At 67.8% G+C, this 14,609-nt stretch carries 13 protein-coding genes; 8 read left to right on the top strand and 5 right to left on the bottom strand.

Features of this window, described 5'->3' with window-relative positions; translation table 11 throughout:
- The first annotated feature begins 137 nt into the window (after window positions 1–137).
- Both gatB and LPB142_RS10995 read left to right on the top strand, forming a co-directional pair.
- Window positions 138–1,655 (top strand): Asp-tRNA(Asn)/Glu-tRNA(Gln) amidotransferase subunit GatB, encoded by a 1,518-nt coding sequence (gene gatB, locus LPB142_RS10990; protein WP_068766631.1) that lies wholly within the window; start codon window positions 138–140, stop codon window positions 1,653–1,655.
- A gap of 105 nt (window positions 1,656–1,760) precedes the next feature.
- Window positions 1,761–2,117: a hypothetical protein gene (locus LPB142_RS10995; RefSeq protein WP_068766630.1), complete on the top strand. Its 357-nt coding sequence runs from the start codon at window positions 1,761–1,763 to the stop codon at window positions 2,115–2,117.
- On the opposite strand, the gene LPB142_RS11000 is transcribed toward LPB142_RS10995, so the two are convergent.
- A complete protein-coding gene (locus tag LPB142_RS11000) occupies window positions 2,114–2,383 on the bottom strand; it encodes a BolA family protein (protein WP_071166398.1) in 270 nt (89 codons plus the stop codon). The genes LPB142_RS10995 and LPB142_RS11000 overlap by 4 nt on opposite strands.
- A 111-nt stretch (window positions 2,384–2,494) precedes the next feature.
- Between LPB142_RS11000 and LPB142_RS11005 the strand changes: the two genes are divergently transcribed.
- Window positions 2,495–3,118, top strand: coding sequence for a DnaJ domain-containing protein (locus tag LPB142_RS11005; protein WP_068766628.1), 624 nt, complete (start codon window positions 2,495–2,497; stop codon window positions 3,116–3,118).
- A 139-nt stretch (window positions 3,119–3,257) separates the two neighbouring features.
- Here the strand turns inward: LPB142_RS11005 and LPB142_RS11010 are convergent, their stop codons facing one another.
- The gene (locus LPB142_RS11010) at window positions 3,258–4,235 is read right to left on the bottom strand and encodes a DUF808 domain-containing protein (protein ID WP_071166399.1); all 978 of its coding nucleotides are present in this window, start codon (window positions 4,233–4,235) and stop codon (window positions 3,258–3,260) included.
- A 155-nt stretch (window positions 4,236–4,390) separates the two neighbouring features.
- Between LPB142_RS11010 and cobS the strand changes: the two genes are divergently transcribed.
- Window positions 4,391–5,371, top strand: a complete 981-nt coding sequence (cobS, locus tag LPB142_RS11015) for a cobaltochelatase subunit CobS (RefSeq protein ID WP_071166400.1) — start codon at window positions 4,391–4,393, stop codon at window positions 5,369–5,371.
- 62 nt (window positions 5,372–5,433) lie between these two features.
- On the opposite strand, the gene LPB142_RS11020 is transcribed toward cobS, so the two are convergent.
- Window positions 5,434–6,012, bottom strand: coding sequence for an NADPH-dependent FMN reductase (locus LPB142_RS11020; protein ID WP_071166401.1), 579 nt, complete (start codon window positions 6,010–6,012; stop codon window positions 5,434–5,436).
- Between the two features lie 200 nt (window positions 6,013–6,212).
- Between LPB142_RS11020 and cobT the strand changes: the two genes are divergently transcribed.
- Both cobT and LPB142_RS11030 read left to right on the top strand, forming a co-directional pair.
- Complete coding sequence (gene cobT, locus LPB142_RS11025) at window positions 6,213–8,087, top strand: cobaltochelatase subunit CobT (RefSeq protein ID WP_071166402.1); 1,875 nt, start codon at window positions 6,213–6,215, stop codon at window positions 8,085–8,087.
- Complete coding sequence (locus tag LPB142_RS11030; RefSeq protein WP_071166403.1) at window positions 8,087–9,892, top strand: aminopeptidase P family protein; 1,806 nt, start codon at window positions 8,087–8,089, stop codon at window positions 9,890–9,892. The genes cobT and LPB142_RS11030 overlap by 1 nt, the downstream gene beginning before the upstream one ends.
- A gap of 128 nt (window positions 9,893–10,020) precedes the next feature.
- On the opposite strand, the gene LPB142_RS11035 is transcribed toward LPB142_RS11030, so the two are convergent.
- Both LPB142_RS11035 and LPB142_RS11040 read right to left on the bottom strand, forming a co-directional pair.
- Window positions 10,021–11,199, bottom strand: coding sequence for an acetate/propionate family kinase (locus tag LPB142_RS11035; protein WP_071166404.1), 1,179 nt, complete (start codon window positions 11,197–11,199; stop codon window positions 10,021–10,023).
- Complete coding sequence (locus LPB142_RS11040) at window positions 11,196–12,584, bottom strand: bifunctional enoyl-CoA hydratase/phosphate acetyltransferase (RefSeq protein ID WP_071167226.1); 1,389 nt, start codon at window positions 12,582–12,584, stop codon at window positions 11,196–11,198. The genes LPB142_RS11035 and LPB142_RS11040 overlap by 4 nt, the downstream gene beginning before the upstream one ends.
- 227 nt (window positions 12,585–12,811) lie before the next feature.
- Between LPB142_RS11040 and LPB142_RS11045 the strand changes: the two genes are divergently transcribed.
- The gene (locus tag LPB142_RS11045; RefSeq protein ID WP_071166405.1) at window positions 12,812–14,206 is read left to right on the top strand and encodes an FAD-binding oxidoreductase; all 1,395 of its coding nucleotides are present in this window, start codon (window positions 12,812–12,814) and stop codon (window positions 14,204–14,206) included.
- Window positions 14,203–14,592: an SgcJ/EcaC family oxidoreductase gene (locus tag LPB142_RS11050; protein ID WP_071166406.1), complete on the top strand. Its 390-nt coding sequence runs from the start codon at window positions 14,203–14,205 to the stop codon at window positions 14,590–14,592. The genes LPB142_RS11045 and LPB142_RS11050 overlap by 4 nt, the downstream gene beginning before the upstream one ends.
- The last annotated feature ends 17 nt before the right edge of the window (window positions 14,593–14,609 follow it).

The raw sequence follows: 14,609 nt of genomic DNA on the forward strand, positions 1-14,609 counted from the left end.
GCCTTTTCATCTTGCTCCAAATATCCCGGGGTGCGGGGCAGCGCCCCGCTCGACGGCCCCTCCGCCTGCGCCAAGGCTTGCCCCGCGCGCGGCCCTGTCCTAGAAGGCAGGGAACCACAGGACACGGGAACCGGACCATGCTCGACCATCTCACCTTGAAAGCCCCCGAACCGAAAGTCATCGCCGGCGCGAAGAGCGACTGGGAGCTGGTGATCGGGATGGAGGTCCATGCGCAGGTGAGCTCGAATGCGAAGCTCTTCTCCGGCGCCTCGACCACCTTCGGGGCCGAGCCGAATTCGAATGTCGCTTTCGTCGACGCGGCGATGCCCGGGATGTTGCCGGTGATCAACGAATTCTGCGTGGCGCAGGCGGTGCGCACCGGGCTCGGGCTGAAGGCCGAGATCAACCTGTTCTCCGCCTTCGACCGCAAGAACTATTTCTACCCCGACCTGCCGCAGGGCTATCAGATCAGCCAGCTCTACCACCCGATCGTGGGCGAGGGCGAGATCCTCGTCGAGATGGGCCCGGGCGTGGCGCGCAAGGTGCGTATCGAGCGTATCCACCTCGAGCAGGATGCGGGCAAATCGATCCATGACATGGATCCGAACATGTCCTTCGTCGATCTCAACCGCACCGGGGTCGCGCTGATGGAGATCGTCTCGCGCCCCGATATCCGGGGCCCCGAGGAGGCCGCAGCCTATGTCGTCAAGCTGCGCCAGATCCTGCGCTACCTGGGCACCTGCGATGGCAACATGCAAAACGGCAACCTGCGCTGCGACGTGAACGTCTCGGTCTGCCGGCCGGGCCAATACGAGAAATATCAGGCAACCCAGGATTTCTCGCATCTGGGCACGCGCTGCGAGCTCAAGAACATGAACTCGATGCGCTTCATCCAGGCCGCGATCGATTACGAGGCCCGGCGCCAGATCGCGATCCTCGAGGATGGCGGCACCGTCACCCAGGAAACCCGGCTCTACGACCCGGACCGCAACGAGACGCGCTCGATGCGCTCGAAGGAAGAGGCGCATGATTACCGCTACTTCCCCTGCCCCGACCTGCTGCCGCTCGAGATCGAACAGGGCTGGGTCGACGATATCGCCGCGGCGATGCCGGAGCTGCCGGACGCCAAGAAGGCGCGCTTTGTCGAGGCGCTGGGGCTCTCCGATTATGACGCCTCGGTGCTGACCGCCGAGGTCGAGAACGCCGATTATTTCGAAGCCGTTGTCGCGGTCGCGGGCGACGGCAAGCTCGCCGCCAACTGGGTGATCAACGAGCTCTTCGGGCGGCTGAAGAAGGACGGCGCCGAGATCGGCCAGAGCCCGGTTTCGCCCGCGCAGCTCGGCGGCATCATCGCGCTGATCAAGGCGGGCGATATCTCGGGCAAGATCGCCAAGGATCTCTTCGAGATCGTCTATACCGAGGGCGGCGACCCGGCGGAGATCGTGGTCGCGCGCGGCATGAAACAGGTCACCGACCTCGGCGCGATCGAGGCGGCGGTCGACGAGATCATCGCCGCGAACCCCGCGCAGGTCGAGAAAGCCAAGCAAAACCCGAAACTTGCGGGCTGGTTCACCGGCCAGGTGATCAAGGCCTCGGGCGGCAAGGCCAACCCCGCGGCGGTCAACGAGATCGTCGCGAAGAAACTCGGGCTCTGAGCCCCGAGGGGCGCCCCGCGGGGCGCCCTTTGCGTTCACCCCTTCGTTTCTTGACGGCGCGCAGCCAGCGGCTAGAACCAGCGAAAGAACAGGCCGGAGAGCAAAATGTCCTATGAATACAAGGTCGTCCCCGCCCCGGTGAAGGGCGAGAAGGAGCGCGGTCTGAAGACCGGCGCGGAGCGCTTCGCCCATGCGCTCGGGGCCTTGATGAACGAACTCGGCCGCGAGGGCTGGGAATATTGGCGCGCCGAGACGCTGCCCGCGGAGGAGCGCGCGGGGCTGACCTCGAAAACCACCGTCTTCCACAATCTGCTCGTCTTCCGCCGCCCGCTCGGCGGCGAGACGATGGCGCAAAGCGTGGCCGAGGCCGCGGCGAGCTCGGCGCGCGCCAAGCTCTTCTCCGCGCTCAGCCCCGAGGGCCGCGCGCCGAAACTCGGCCCCGCCGAGGAAGACGAGGCCTAATCCAGAAACTCGATCGCGAGCGCATGCACGCGCGTGGTGATCTCGGGGCCCAGCGCCGCGAGCACCGCGCGATGGCGCGCGAGCCGGCTTTGGCCCGCAAGCCCCGGCGCCGCGAGGCGGATGCGGAAATGGCTCTCGCCGCGGCGAGCGTCTTCGGAATGACCCGCATGGCGGGAGGATTCGTCAATAATTTCAAGGCGTTCCGGCGCAAGCCCCGCGAGGCGCGCCCGGATTTGATCGGCAATCGGCAAAATTCCCTGCGGCATTGGACAGGCCCCCTTCCCTCTCGCGCCAGATGGTCTAGACTGCGTGACCCGAGTCGGCGGGGGCCGTCAAGAGCCCTGCCGAGAGACGCGCGACAGACGAAAGAGGGCTGCATGAGCACCAGTGACCCGTTCGGTTTCAATATCTCCGCAGCCGCGGACAAAAAACGCCGCACCAAAGGCAAGCGCGGCATGTCCGGCGCTTTCGAGACCTCGACCCGGCAATGCGACCACAAGGGCTGCCAGGAGGCCGGCCAGTATCGCGCGCCGAAAAGCCCGAAGGTGCTCGACGATTACTATTGGTTCTGCAAGGACCATGTGCGCGAGTACAACCTGAACTGGAACTATTTCCAGGGTCAGTCGGAGGAGGAATTCCAGGCCTTCCTCGACAATGCCACCGTCTGGGAGCGCCCCACCAAACCCTTCAACCGCGCCAATGACGAGCGGCTGGGCTGGGCGCGCCATGGCATCACCGACCCCCATGAGATCCTCGGCGGCAATGCCACGCAAAACCCCGGCAAGGTCTCGGCGCGGCGCCTGCCGCCCACCGAGCGGCGCGCGATCGAGATCCTCGAGGCCAAGGAGACGATGACCAAGGCCGAGATCCGCAAATGCTACAAGGCGCTGATCAAGGTGCTGCACCCCGACATGAACGGCGGCGACCGCAGCCAGGAAGAGATGCTGCAAGAGGTGGTCTGGGCCTGGGATCAGCTCAAGGAGTCGCGCAACTTCAAATGAGGCGCAGGGGGCTCTGCCCCCTCTGGCCTACGGCCATTCACCCCCGGGATATTTGCAGCAAGATGAAAGGCTCCGGTTTCATCTTGCCCGAAATATCCCGGGGGGCCCGGAACGGGCGGGGGCAGCGCCCCCTCCGGCCTCAATGCGCAGCCTTGCCCTTGCCGCTGAGCGCGGCGATCGCCGGGTCGATCAGTTTCGCCACGATCGGCAGCAGCACGAGCCCGAGCGCGAGCCCGAAGAGCCCGTCGAGCGCGGCGGTGACGCTCCATTCGGTCGCGCCGAGCAGGCTCTCGGGCACCGCATGGCCGGCCTTGGCGGCGAGCTCATGGATCAGATCATAGGGCGCATGCCAAAGCGTCTCGGCCAGCCCATGGAGCACGATCGAGCCGCCGACCCAGAGCATCGCCGCCGTGCCGACCGCCATCAGCGCCTTGAGAAACCCCGGCATCACCGCCACCAGCCCGCGGCCAAGCGCGCGCGTGGCGCCGAGCCGGCCGCGCCGCGCGAGCCAGAGCCCCACATCATCGGCCTTCACGATCAGCGCGACGCCGCCATAGACCACCACCGTGATCCCCACCGCGACCACCGCGAGCGTGAGCGCCTCCATCCAGACCGGCTGGCCCGCGGGCAGCGCCGCGAGCGCGATCGTCATGATCTCGGCGGAGAGGATGAAATCTGTCTTCACCGCGCCCGAGACCTTCTCGGCCTCGAGATGTTCGGGGTTTTGCGGGGCGGCCGGGGTGCCGTCGGCATGGGGGGCGGCAGGGAGGAAGAGATGCCAGACCTTCTCGGCGCCCTCGAAACAGAGATAGGCCCCCCCGATCATCAGGAGCGGCGTGATCGCCCAGGGCGCGAAGGCCGAGAGCAGCAGCGCCGCGGGCAGCAGGAACAAGAGCTTGTTGCGGATCGAGCCGAGCGCGATCTTGCCCACGATCGGCAGCTCGCGCGCGGCGGCAAAGCCATGCACATATTTCGGCGTCACCGCGGCGTCATCGATCACCGCGCCCGCCGCCTTGGCGCCCGCCTTGGTGGCCTGAGCCGCCACATCATCCACGCTCGCCGCGGCGATCTTCGCGATCCCCGCCACATCATCGAGCAGCGCCAGCAATCCACTCATCGCAATCCCTCACCCGGCCCCGATGGCCTGCGCCGAAAATAGAAGCCCGCGCGCGCCGTTACAACCGCCCCGCCGCTTGTGCCGGGCACAATCGCCCCCTTGCGAAGCCCTTTGCGATGGTCCACAAATTCCCCCAATTGCGAAAGGACGCCGCCATGACCGCTCTTGACCCCTCTGCCAAACCCACCGAAGAGATCGACATCCGCGAGGTGTTCGGCATCGACAGCGACATGAAGGTCAAGGGCTTTGCCGAGCGCACCGACCGCGTGCCCGACCTCGACCCGACCTACAAGTTCGACCCCGATACCACGATGGCGATCCTGGCGGGCTTTGCCTATAACCGCCGCGTGATGATCCAGGGCTATCACGGCACCGGCAAATCGACCCATATCGAACAGGTCGCGGCGCGGCTGAACTGGCCTTGCGTGCGCGTCAACCTCGACAGCCATGTCAGCCGGATCGACCTGATCGGCAAGGATGCGATCAAGCTCGTCGACGGCAAGCAGGTCACCGTCTTCCACGAGGGCATCCTGCCCTGGGCCTTGCGCAACCCGACCGCGATCGTCTTCGACGAATATGACGCGGGGCGCGCGGATGTGATGTTCGTGATCCAGCGGGTTCTGGAAACCGACGGCAAGCTCACGCTGCTTGACCAGAACGAGGTGATCACGCCGAACCCCTCTTTCCGGCTCTTCGCGACCGCCAACACCGTGGGCCTTGGCGACACCACCGGCCTTTACCACGGCACCCAGCAGATCAACCAGGGCCAGATGGACCGCTGGAGCCTCGTCGCGACGCTGAACTACCTCAGCCATGACGCCGAGACCGCGATCGTCTTGTCGAAATGCCCCCATTACAACACCGAGAAGGGCCGCAAGACGATCTCGTCGATGGTCCATGTCGCCGATCTGACCCGCACCGCCTTCATGAACGGCGATCTCTCGACGGTGATGAGCCCCCGCTCGGTGATCGCCTGGGCGCAAAACGCCGAGATCTTCCGCAATGTGGGCTATGCGTTCCGGCTGACCTTCCTCAACAAATGCGACGAGCTCGAGCGCGCCACGGTGGCCGAGTTCTACCAGCGCCTCTTTGACGAGGAGCTGCCCGAATCGGCGGCGGTGATCGCCGGGCGCTGAGCCCTCTCCGATCCGCGAAGACGGCGCGCCACGCGGCGCGCCGTTTGCGTTTGGGCCGGGTCTCAGGCCGCTTTCGCCGCCTTGATCGCGCGCGCCCACCAGTCGATATCGGCGATCAGCCCCTCGGCGGATTTTTCCAGATGCGGCCCGAGATCGGCAAAGCTCTTGCCGCCCATCAGCGCGCCGAAATCGCCCCCGCCGATATTGACCCCGCCCGCGACCGGCACCATGCCGAAATTGATCGCGATCATCCGCAGATGCTCGACCGCGCGCGCCGCCCCCACGCCGCCATAGCCCACCGTGCCGATCGGCTTGCGCTTCCAGCCCTCGAACGCATAGTCGAAAGCGTTTTTCAGCACCGCGGTGATCGAATGGTTATATTCGGCGGTCAGCACGATGAACCCGTCCATCGCCTCGAGCTTCTCGCCCCAGGCCTGCGCGGCGGGCGCGGTGACGGGCTTGGCCGCCGGCGGCACCGGCTCGTCAAAGAACGGCAAGGCCGCCTCGCGCAGATCGAGCACCTCGATCTCCCAACCCGGCTGCGCCGCCGCGATCGGCGCGAACCACGCCAGCACCTTGTCGGCAAAGCGCTCCTGACGGGTGGAGCTGACAATCAGCCCGATTTTCAACGTCTCGCTCATGCGGTCATCTCCTGTTCTCTGCGGCCGGCCATCCCGCCGCCTTCCCCACAATCTACCGCACAAACGCCGCAGGTGCCGGGATAGTTCTGTGCGCTCACAAACTATCAACCCGCCATTCCTGCAAAGACCCGCGCAGATGCGCAGTGCTCGGCCGTGCGATCCCTCTTGCCGCCGCCCGACGGCGGTGCATAAGATCACGCATGAGCAAGCCCCTCGACAACCCCGCCGACCCCTTCAAGAAAGCCCTCGCCGAGGCGACCAAGACGCTGGCCGATGCCCCCGATCTGACGGTGAGCTACAGCGTCGACCCCTCGGGCGTCTCGGGCGACACGATGCGCCTGCCGCAGGTCTCCCGCCGGATGACCCGCGACGAGGTGCTCTTGGCGCGCGGCACGGCCGATGCGCTGGCGCTGCGCACGCGCCACCATGATGCGGGGCTCGGCGCGCGCTATGCGCCCTCGGGCGAAATGGCGCGGGCGCTTTACGAGGCGATGGAGGGGGCGCGCTGCGAGGCGCTTGGCGCGCGCGACATGCCCGGCACGCTCTCCAATATCGACGCGAAAATCGCCTGGGAGGCCGAGCGCAAGGGCTATGGCCAGATCCGCAGCCAGGCCGAGGCGCCGCTCGCGGTGGCCGCGGGCTATTTCGTGCGCGAGCTCGCCACCGGGCGCAAATTGCCCGCCGCGGCGACGCATATGCTCGATCTGTGGCGCCCGTTCATCGAACAGACCGCGGGCGCGGATCTGAGCGATGTGGGCGATGTGCTGGCCGATCAGGCGGCTTTCGCGCGCCTTGCCCGCAAGGTGATCGCCGATCTGGGCTATGCCGATCAGCTGGGCGAAGACCCCGACCAGCCGATGGATGACGCGCCCAACGAAGAAGAGGCCGAGACCGACCCCGACGCCGGCGAGGAGCAACAGGGCGAGGAGAGCGAGAGCGACGACGGCGAAGCCACGCCCGAGCGCGCGCAGGATCAGACCCAGGACCAGACCCAGACCACGGTCAGCACCGACGACGCCTCCGATCAGGAGCTCGGCGACGAGGTCGAGATGCCGCAGGCCGACGCGCCCCCCGAGCCCCCCGCCCCGACGCCGCCCTCGGCCGCCGACCCGAATTACAAGATCTTCACCGCCGAATTCGACGAGGAGATCCGCGCCGAAGACCTCGCCGAACCGGCCGAGCTCGAACGGCTGCGCGCCTATCTCGACCAGCAGCTCGAGCCGCTCAAGGGCGCGGTCTCGCGGCTGGCCAACAAGCTGCAACGGCGACTGCAGGCGCAACAGAACCGGAGCTGGGAATTCGACCGCGAGGAAGGCACGCTCGATGCCGGGCGGCTCGCGCGCGTGGTCGCCAACCCGACGACGCCGCTCTCCTTCAAGATCGAGAAGGACACCGAATTCCGCGACACCTGCGTGACGCTGCTGCTCGACAATTCGGGCTCGATGCGCGGCCGGCCGATCTCGATCGCGGCGATCTGCGCCGATGTGCTCGCGCGCACGCTCGAGCGCTGCTCGGTCAAGGTCGAGATCCTGGGCTTCACCACCCGCGCCTGGAAAGGCGGGCAGAGCCGCGAGAAATGGCTCGCCGAGGGGCGCCCGCAGGCGCCGGGCCGGCTCAACGACCTGCGCCACATCATCTACAAGGGCGCCGATGCGCCTTGGCGGCGGGCGCGGGCGAACCTCGGGCTGATGATGAAAGAGGGCCTGCTGAAGGAAAACATCGACGGCGAGGCGCTCGAATGGGCCTACAAGCGGATGATGGCGCGGCCCGAGGCGCGCAAGATCTTGATGGTGATCTCGGATGGCGCGCCGGTCGATGACTCGACCCTCTCGGTCAACCCCGCGATTTTCCTCGAAAAACACCTGCGCGACGTGATCGCCATGGTGGAGAAACGCCGCGCGGTGGAGCTCATCGCGATCGGCATCGGCCATGACGTGACGCGCTATTACCAGCGCGCCGTGACGATCACCGATGTCGAACAGCTCGCCGGCGCGATGACCGAACAGCTCGCGAGCCTCTTCGACAGCGACCCGCGCGCGCGGGCGCGGTTCATGGGCATGCGAAAGGCGATCTGATGTTTCAGAGCTTCGAGGCGAAGACCTCTCCCGAGGCGGGGCCGGGCCGGCTCGCGGCGCTGCGTGCCGAGATGGCGCGCGAGGGGCTGGCGGGCTTCATCGTGCCGCGCGCCGATGCCCATCAGGGCGAATATGTCGCGCCTTGCGATGCGCGGCTCGCCTGGCTGACCGGGTTCACCGGCTCGGCGGGGTTCTGCATCGCGCTCGGCGACCGCGCGGGCGTGTTCATCGACGGGCGCTACCGGGTGCAGGTGCGCGCCGAGGTCGAGCTTGGCGCCTTCACGCCGGTCAACTGGCCCGAGGAAAAGCCAGGGCCCTGGCTCGCCGCGGCGCTGCCGCAGGGCGGGCGCGTGGGCTTCGACCCCTGGCTGCACACCCGCCGCGAGATCGAGACGATCGAGGCGGCGCTCAAGGGCACCGGCGTCACCCTGGTCGAGAGCGCGAATCTCGTCGACCGGATCTGGGCCGACCGCCCGGCGCCGCCCACCGCGCCTGCCCGCGCCCATCCTCTTGAAATCGCGGGCGAAACGAGCGCCGCGAAACGCGCGCGCCTGGCCGAGGGGCTGCGCGCCGCCGGCGCCCGCGCGGCGGTGCTCAGTTTAAGCGACTCGATCGCCTGGCTTTTGAACATCCGCGGCGCCGATATCGCCCGCAACCCGCTCATGCAGGGCTTTGCCGTGCTCCATGACGACGCGCATCTGACGCTCTTCGCCGAGGGCGCGAAAGTCTCGCCCGCGCTGCGCGCCACGCTCGGGCCCGAGATCACCCTGCGCCCGCCGGAGGCTTTCGCCGCCGGGCTGCGCAGCCTGCAAGGCCCGGTGCGGGTCGATCCGGCCTCGGCGCCGGTGCAAATCGCGCGTGAGCTCGAAGAGGCGGGGGTTGAAATCCTCTGGGGCGAAGACCCCTGCATCCTGCCGAAGGCGATCAAGAACCCGAACGAAATCAAGGGGATGGAGGCCGCTCACCTGCGCGACGGCGTGGCGATGGCGGAGTTCCTGGCCTGGCTCGACGCCGAGGCGCCGAAGGGCGGCCTGACCGAGATCGACGTGGTGACCGCGCTCGAAGGCTTCCGCGCGGCCACCGGCGCGCTGATCGAGATCAGCTTCGACACGATCTGCGGCGCCGGGCCGAACGGCGCGATCGTGCATTACCGGGTGACCGAGGCGACGAACCGGGCGGTGACGCCGGGCGAGATCCTGCTCGTCGATTCGGGCGCGCAATACCCCGACGGCACCACCGACATCACCCGCACCGTGGCGGTGGGCCCGGTAGCGCAAGAGGCGCGCGCGCCCTTCACGCGGGTGCTCAAGGGCATGATCGCGCTCGCGCGGGCGCGGTTTCCGCGCGGCCTCGCCGGGCGCGATCTCGACGCGCTGGCGCGCGCGAGCCTGTGGGAGGCGGGGCTCGATTACGACCACGGCACCGGCCATGGCGTCGGCGCGGCGCTCTGTGTGCATGAGGGCCCGGCGCGGATCTCGCGGGTCTCCGAGGTGCCGCTCGCGCCCGGGATGATCCTCTCGAACGAGCCCGGCTATTACCGCGAGGGCGCCTTCGGGATCCGCATCGAGAACCTGATCCTCGTCGAAAACGCCCTGCCGATGACGGGCGCGGACCGGCGCGACATGCTCTGTTTCCGCACGCTGAGCTTCACGCCGATCGACCGGCGGCTGATCCTGGCCGAGATGCTGAGCGCCGAGGAGCGCGCCTGGCTCGACGCGTATCACGCCGAGACGCTGGCGCGGATCGGCCCGCGGGTCAGCCCCGCCACACGTGGCTGGCTAGAGGCGGCCTGCGCCCCCCTCTGAGCGCGCGCCCGAGCCCGGCCTCGGATATGCGTATTTAGGCCAAGAAGAAGGGGAAGGGCGCGCCCCCTCCCCTTGCTTGGGCGCTGCGTTTCTTCTTGGTCCAAATACGCAAGCGCGCTCGGGGCTGCTCAGGCCGCCAAGGTTTCGAGCACCGCCGCCGCCGCGCGGGCGATGACGATCTCCTCATTTGTCGGGATCACCAGAACCCGCACCGGCCCGGTGCCGATCTCGCGCGCATGGGTGGTGTTCTTCGCCCCGTCGATCGCGATCCCGAGCCAGCCGAGCTCCTCGCAGACGCGCGCGCGGACATTGGCCGAGTTTTCGCCGATACCGCCGCAGAAGACGAGCCCGTCGATGCCGCCCATCGCGGCGGCCAGCGCGCCGAGCTCGCGCCGGATGCGGAAGGTGAAATAATCGATCGCTTCCTCGGCATGGGGGTCGGTCGAGCCCTCGAGCGTGCGCATGTCGTTCGACACGCCCGACATGCCCAGAAGCCCCGACTCCTTGTAGACGAGATCGGAGATCTGATGGCTGTCGAGCCCCTCCTCATCCATCAGATAGAGCAGCACGCCCGGGTCGAGCTGGCCGGTGCGGGTGCCCATCGGCAGCCCGTCGAGCGCCGAGAATCCCATCGTGGAATCAATCGATTGGCCGTTCCTGATCGCGCACATCGAGGCGCCGGAGCCAAGATGCGCCACCACCACGCGCCCCGCCGCGAGCGCGGGTTCGGTGCGGGCAAGCTCGCCCGAGATGTAATCGTAGCTCAACCCATGGAACCCATAGCGCCGCACGCCCTTCTCGTAATAGCGCCGCGGCAGCGCAAACGTGTCGTTCACGAACGGGTGGCCGCGGTGAAAGGCGGTGTCGAAGCAGGCGATATTGGGCACGCCGGGGAAGGTATCGACCGCGGCGCGCACGCCCGCGAGGTTATGCGGCTGATGGAGCGGCGCGAAGGGCGCAAGCCGCGCGAGATCCTTCATCATCTCCTCGGTCAGCCGCACGGGGTGGTTGTGCTTGATGCCGCCATGCACGACCCGGTGGCCGATCGCCACCACCTCGAGGCCCGGGAAATCGGCGCGGAACACCTCGAGCGCGGTGCGCAGCGCGGCGGCATTGGTGCGAAAGGCGTTGGGCGCATGGTCCGGCATCGGCAGATCGCGGCCTTCGGCATCGCGGATCTTCATCGCCGCCTCGCGCCGCCCGATCCGGTCGACGTGGCACATCGCCATCGTGCCCAGATCCTCGGTGAAGAGCCCGAGCTTGAGCGAGGAGGAGCCCGAGTTCAGCGTCAGGATCGCGCGGGTCATTTCGCACCGCCTTTCGTGCGGTTGTAATGGATCGCGGCGACCGCGGCCGAGGCCAGACGCGCCATCGCGCTATCCGAACGCGAGTTCAGGATGACCGGCACCTTGGCGCCCATCACGATGCCCGCGCCCTCGGCGTGGGAGATATAGGCGAGCTGTTTGGCCAGCATGTTGCCCGCATCGATCCCCGGCACGACCAGCACCTCGGCATGGCCCGCCACCGCCCCGCGCAGCCCCTTGGTGCGCGCCGCCCCGATATCGACGGCATTGTCCATCGCCAGCGGCCCGTCGACGATGCCCCCCTTGATCTGGCCGCGCTCGGCCATTTTCGACAGAAGCGCCGCGTCGATCGAGCTCGGCATCGCCGGGTTCACCGTCTCCACCGCCGAGAGCACACCGACCTTCGGCTGCTCGATGCCGATCGAGATCGCCAGATCGATGGCGTTTTGCACGATATCGACCTTGGTCGCGAGATCGGGCGCGATGTTGATCGCGGCATCGGTGACCAGGAGCGGATGGTTCACGCCGGGCACATCCATGACGAAAATATGGGTGAAGCGCCGCCCGATCCGCAGGCCGTTCACCTTGTCGAGCATCGGTTTCAGGAGGTCATCGGTATGCAGATGGCCCTTCATGATCGCGCCCGCGCGGCCCGAATTGACCAGATCGACCGCCATCCGTGCCGCCAGCGGGTGGCTCAGCGCCGGCAAGATCTCATAGGCGTCGAGCGATTTGCCGATCTCCTTCGCGGCCTTGGCGATCTTGTCGGGGTCGCCGATCAGCACCGGCGTCAGGATCGAATGTTCCGCCGCGATCAGCGCCCCTTCGAGCGCATGATCGGCCTCGGGGCACACGACCGCGGTGGTGAGCGCCGGCAAGGGCTCGGCCACCGCGAGCAGTTTCTCGAAATGGCGGTGGCGCTGCACGACGAGGCCGGGCACCTCCAGCTCCTCATAGCGGATGCGCTTTTTCGGCGCGACGACGCACGCCTCGCCCGAGACGATCACCACCCCGTCCTCGAGCCGGCGCACCTCGGTCGCGAGGCTCACCGTGCCGTCGTCATGCTTGGCGGTGACGGTGACCTTGGCCACTAGCTCCTCGCCGGCATGGGCGCGGGCGTGGAACTCGAGCGTCTGCGCGCGGTAGAGCGTGCCCGGCCCGGGCAGCACATTGCCGAGCACCGAGGTGATCAGCGAGGCCACGAACATGCCCGGCGCGACGGCTTTCTCGGGCGTGCCAAGCTCTTGTTTCTGTTGCGCAAGATGGATCGGGTTGTGGTTGCCCGAGGCGGCCGCGAACACATAGAAATCATCCGCAGTGACCAACCGGCGCAGCTCGGCGCTCTGCCCCACTTCCAGCTCATCCCAAATCCGGCTCTCGAAGATCATCGCGTGCTCCTTGCAGTCCTGTTCGCTCACGGGTGGCCCCGTGTTTACCGTGTCATCCGTGAAGGTTCGATAAACGCCTCAGGGTTGATTTACCTTGATCATGGACAAGTTTTTGCTGCGCGTGCGAAAAAAATTCCGCGTCGCGGCGGGAAGGTGCCGGGGCGCGCCCTGCCCCCTTCCCCCCGGGCGCCGAACTGCCTAAGAGTCGGGCAACGAAGGAGGCCCCGATGTCGACCGATCTCACCCAAGCCCTGGCCGAGCTCTCCGCGCTCCTCGGCGCGCGCCTGAGCGCCACCCATGCCGAGCGCGACCTTCATTCGCGCTCCGAGACCTGGTTTGCGCCCGCGCCCCCCGATGCGGTGGCCTGGCCCGAGACCACCGAGGAGGTCAGCGCGATCGTGAAGATCTGCGCGGCGCATCGGCTGCCGGTGGTGGCCTGGGGGGCGGGCACCTCGCTCGAGGGCCATGCGCTCGCGACGCGCGGCGGGGTCTGCCTCAACATGAGCCGGATGAACCGGGTGCTCGATGTCTCGGCCGAGGATATGCTGGCGGTCGTCCAGCCCGGGATCACCCGCGAGGAGCTCAATGCGGAGCTGCGCGCGACGGGGCTCTTCTTCTCGGTCGATCCGGGCGCGAATGCGAGCTTGGGCGGCATGGCGGGCACCCGCGCCTCGGGCACGACGACGGTGCGCTACGGCTCGATGCGCGACAATGTGGCGGGGCTCGAGGTGGTGCTGGCGGACGGCCGGGTGATCCGCACCGGCTCGCGCGCGGCGAAATCGGCGGCGGGCTATGACCTGACGGCGCTGATGCTCGGCTCCGAGGGCACGCTTGGCATCATCACCGAACTCACCCTGCGCCTGCATGGCCAGCCCGAGGCGATCTCCTCGGCCGTTTGCGCCTTCGAGAGCCTCGAGGCGGCGGTCGAGACCGTGCAGATGACCATCCAGATGGGCATCCCGATGGCCCGGATCGAATTCGTCGACCGCACCATCGCGCAGGTCTTCAACCAGATGAATGGCACCCATATGCCGGAAAAACCCCATCTTCTCATCGAGTTCCATGGCTCGGAAGGGGCCGTGGCCGAAGACAGCCGCCGCTTTGGCGAGGTCGTGGCCGAGATGGGCGGAGCCGATTTCGAATGGGCCACCACCACCGAGGCGCGCAACCGGCTCTGGAAGATGCGCCACGGCGCCTATACCGCCTGCCTCGCCTCGCGGCCGGGCTCGATGGGGCTCGTCACCGATGTCTGCGTGCCGATGTCGCGGCTGGCCGAGGCGGTCGAGGCCGCGCGCGACGATATCGCGGCGGCGGGGCTGACCGGGCCGATCCTCGGCCATGTCGGCGACGGCAATTTCCACGCGATCCTGCTGCTCGACCGCGATGATGCCGAGGAGCTCGCCCGCGCCAAGGCGCTCGCGCATAAACTGGCCGAACGAGCGCTTGAGATGGGCGGCACGATCACCGGCGAGCACGGCATCGGGCTGGGCAAACGCGGGCTGATGGAGGCCGAACATGGCGCGGGCTGGCAGGTGATGGGCGCGATCAAACAGGCGCTCGACCCGCTCAACATCCTCAACCCGGGCAAACTCGTGCCCGATCTGCCGGAGGCCGCGCAATGAGCATCGCTGACCCGCAAGAGCTGCCGCGCGCCTTCGCCTCGGCCTGGGGGGCGCGCGATGCCCGCGCACTCGCCGCGCTCTTCGCCGCCGACGCCGATTTCCTCAGCCTGACCGGCGGCATCGCCGAGGGCGCGACGGAGATCGCCGAGCTCTTCGCGGGCGAGCTGGCCGGCGCCTTTGCCCGCGCCCGCCTCGTCACCGGCAAGACCAAGCTGCGCCCGGTTGGCGCCGAGGTGGTGGTTCTGACGCAGCGCTTCGTGCTCTCGGGCCTCATCCATGAAGACGGCTCCGACGCCGGCCGGATCGGCGCGATCCTGAGCGCGACGCTCGGGCGCACCGCCGAGGGCTGGGAAATCGTCGCGGCGCAATTCGTGCCCGAAGCCTGAGCCGAAAGGGGGCGCCG

The organism is Rhodobacter xanthinilyticus (genome assembly GCF_001856665.1).
Lineage (GTDB): Bacteria > Pseudomonadota > Alphaproteobacteria > Rhodobacterales > Rhodobacteraceae > Rhodobacter > Rhodobacter xanthinilyticus.

What these genes read in the sequence shown, in the direction of transcription:
- cobT (WP_071166402.1), top strand. Translation starts at nt 6,213, where the DNA reads ATGAGCAAGCCCCTCGACAACCCCGCCGACCCCTTCAAGAAAGCCCTC.
- LPB142_RS11030 (WP_071166403.1), top strand. Translation starts at nt 8,087, where the DNA reads ATGTTTCAGAGCTTCGAGGCGAAGACCTCTCCCGAGGCGGGGCCGGGC.
- LPB142_RS11040 (WP_071167226.1), bottom strand. Translation starts at nt 12,584, where the DNA reads ATGATCTTCGAGAGCCGGATTTGGGATGAGCTGGAAGTGGGGCAGAGC.
- LPB142_RS10995 (WP_068766630.1), top strand. Translation starts at nt 1,761, where the DNA reads ATGTCCTATGAATACAAGGTCGTCCCCGCCCCGGTGAAGGGCGAGAAG.
- LPB142_RS11010 (WP_071166399.1), bottom strand. Translation starts at nt 4,235, where the DNA reads ATGAGTGGATTGCTGGCGCTGCTCGATGATGTGGCGGGGATCGCGAAG.
- gatB (WP_068766631.1), top strand. Translation starts at nt 138, where the DNA reads ATGCTCGACCATCTCACCTTGAAAGCCCCCGAACCGAAAGTCATCGCC.
- LPB142_RS11005 (WP_068766628.1), top strand. Translation starts at nt 2,495, where the DNA reads ATGAGCACCAGTGACCCGTTCGGTTTCAATATCTCCGCAGCCGCGGAC.
- LPB142_RS11020 (WP_071166401.1), bottom strand. Translation starts at nt 6,012, where the DNA reads ATGAGCGAGACGTTGAAAATCGGGCTGATTGTCAGCTCCACCCGTCAG.
- LPB142_RS11000 (WP_071166398.1), bottom strand. Translation starts at nt 2,383, where the DNA reads ATGCCGCAGGGAATTTTGCCGATTGCCGATCAAATCCGGGCGCGCCTC.
- cobS (WP_071166400.1), top strand. Translation starts at nt 4,391, where the DNA reads ATGACCGCTCTTGACCCCTCTGCCAAACCCACCGAAGAGATCGACATC.
- LPB142_RS11050 (WP_071166406.1), top strand. Translation starts at nt 14,203, where the DNA reads ATGAGCATCGCTGACCCGCAAGAGCTGCCGCGCGCCTTCGCCTCGGCC.
- LPB142_RS11035 (WP_071166404.1), bottom strand. Translation starts at nt 11,199, where the DNA reads ATGACCCGCGCGATCCTGACGCTGAACTCGGGCTCCTCCTCGCTCAAG.
- LPB142_RS11045 (WP_071166405.1), top strand. Translation starts at nt 12,812, where the DNA reads ATGTCGACCGATCTCACCCAAGCCCTGGCCGAGCTCTCCGCGCTCCTC.